The 1,715-nt window shown below is 56.7% G+C and carries 2 rRNA genes; both read right to left on the bottom strand.

Going from position 1 to position 1,715, the window contains the following annotated elements:
• Positions 1–8: 8 nt before the first annotated feature.
• Positions 9–125: ribosomal RNA gene (rrf, locus tag Ari01nite_RS49325) — 5S ribosomal RNA — on the bottom strand.
• A 98-nt stretch (positions 126–223) separates the two neighbouring features.
• A 23S ribosomal RNA gene (locus tag Ari01nite_RS49330) occupies positions 224–1,715 on the bottom strand; the annotation flags it as partial.

Below are 1,715 nucleotides of genomic sequence, written 5' to 3' on the forward strand. Positions count from 1 at the left end.
CACGTTGAGTCCGGCGGTGTCCTACTCTCCCACACCCTCCCGAGTGCAGTACCATCGGCGCTGGAGGGCTTAGCTTCCGGGTTCGGAATGAGACCGGGCGTTTCCCCACCGCTATGACCACCGAAACATCTTTCAGCACTACCGATCAACCACGCGGCCATACACGATGGCCGGGTTGTTCGTTTGCTGTGAATCACACAGTGGACGCGCTCATATGTTTAGGGTGGTTAAGCCCTCGGCTTATTAGTACCGGTCAACTGAACCAGTTACCTGGCTTACATCTCCGGCCTATCAACCCAGTAGTCTAGCTGGGAGCCTTACCCACTCAAGGTGGTGGGATACCTCATCTCGAAGCAGGCTTCCCGCTTAGATGCTTTCAGCGGTTATCCCTTCCGAACGTAGCCAACCAGCCGTGCCCCTGGCGGGACAACTGGCACACCAGAGGTTCGTCCGTCCCGGTCCTCTCGTACTAGGGACAGCCCTTCTCAAGTATCCAACGCGCACGGCGGATAGGGACCGAACTGTCTCACGACGTTCTAAACCCAGCTCGCGTACCGCTTTAATGGGCGAACAGCCCAACCCTTGGGACCTGCTACAGCCCCAGGATGCGACGAGCCGACATCGAGGTGCCAAACCATCCCGTCGATATGGACTCTTGGGGAAGATCAGCCTGTTATCCCCGGGGTACCTTTTATCCGTTGAGCGACACCGCTTCCACACGCAAGTGCCGGATCACTAGTCCCGACTTTCGTCCCTGCTCGACCCGTCAGTCTCACAGTCAAGCTCCCTTGTGCACTTACACTCAACACCTGATTGCCAACCAGGCTGAGGGAACCTTTGGGCGCCTCCGTTACCCTTTAGGAGGCAACCGCCCCAGTTAAACTACCCACCAGACACTGTCCCTCGACCCGATCAGGGCCGCAAGTTAGATACCCAAATCCAACAGAGTGGTATTTCAAGATTGCCTCCACCTGAACTGGCGTCCAAGCTTCACCGGCTCCCACCTATCCTACACAATTACATTCGGATACCAATGTCAAGCTATAGTAAAGGTCCCGGGGTCTTTCCGTCCTGCCGCGCGTAACGAGCATCTTTACTCGTACTGCAATTTCGCCGGGCCTGTGGTTGAGACAGTGGGGAAGTCGTTACGCCATTCGTGCAGGTCGGAACTTACCCGACAAGGAATTTCGCTACCTTAGGATGGTTATAGTTACCACCGCCGTTTACTGGCGCTTAAGTTCTCCGCTTCGCCCCGAAGAGCTAACAGGTCCCCTTAACGTTCCAGCACCGGGCAGGCGTCAGTCCATATACATCGTCTTACGACTTGGCATGGACCTGTGTTTTTAGTAAACAGTCGCTTCCCCCTGCTCTCTGCGGCCATACCACGCTCCCACCGCAAGGGTGTTCACGCGTCCGGCCCCCCTTCTCCCTAAGTTACGGGGGCAATTTGCCGAGTTCCTTAACCACAGTTCGCCCGTCGCCTCGGTATTCTCTACCTGACCACCTGTGTCGGTTTAGGGTACGGGCCGCTCGGAACATCGCTAGAGGCTTTTCTCGGCAGCATAGGATCACTGACTTCACCTGATACGGCTCGGCATCACGTCTCAGCCTATACGCGTGCGGATTTGCCTACACACGGGCCTACACGCTTACCCCGGCACAACCACCGGCCGGGCTCAGCTACCTTCCTGCGTCACCCCATCACTAAACTACTA

The organism is Paractinoplanes rishiriensis (assembly GCF_016862375.1).
GTDB lineage: Bacteria > Actinomycetota > Actinomycetes > Mycobacteriales > Micromonosporaceae > Actinoplanes > Actinoplanes rishiriensis.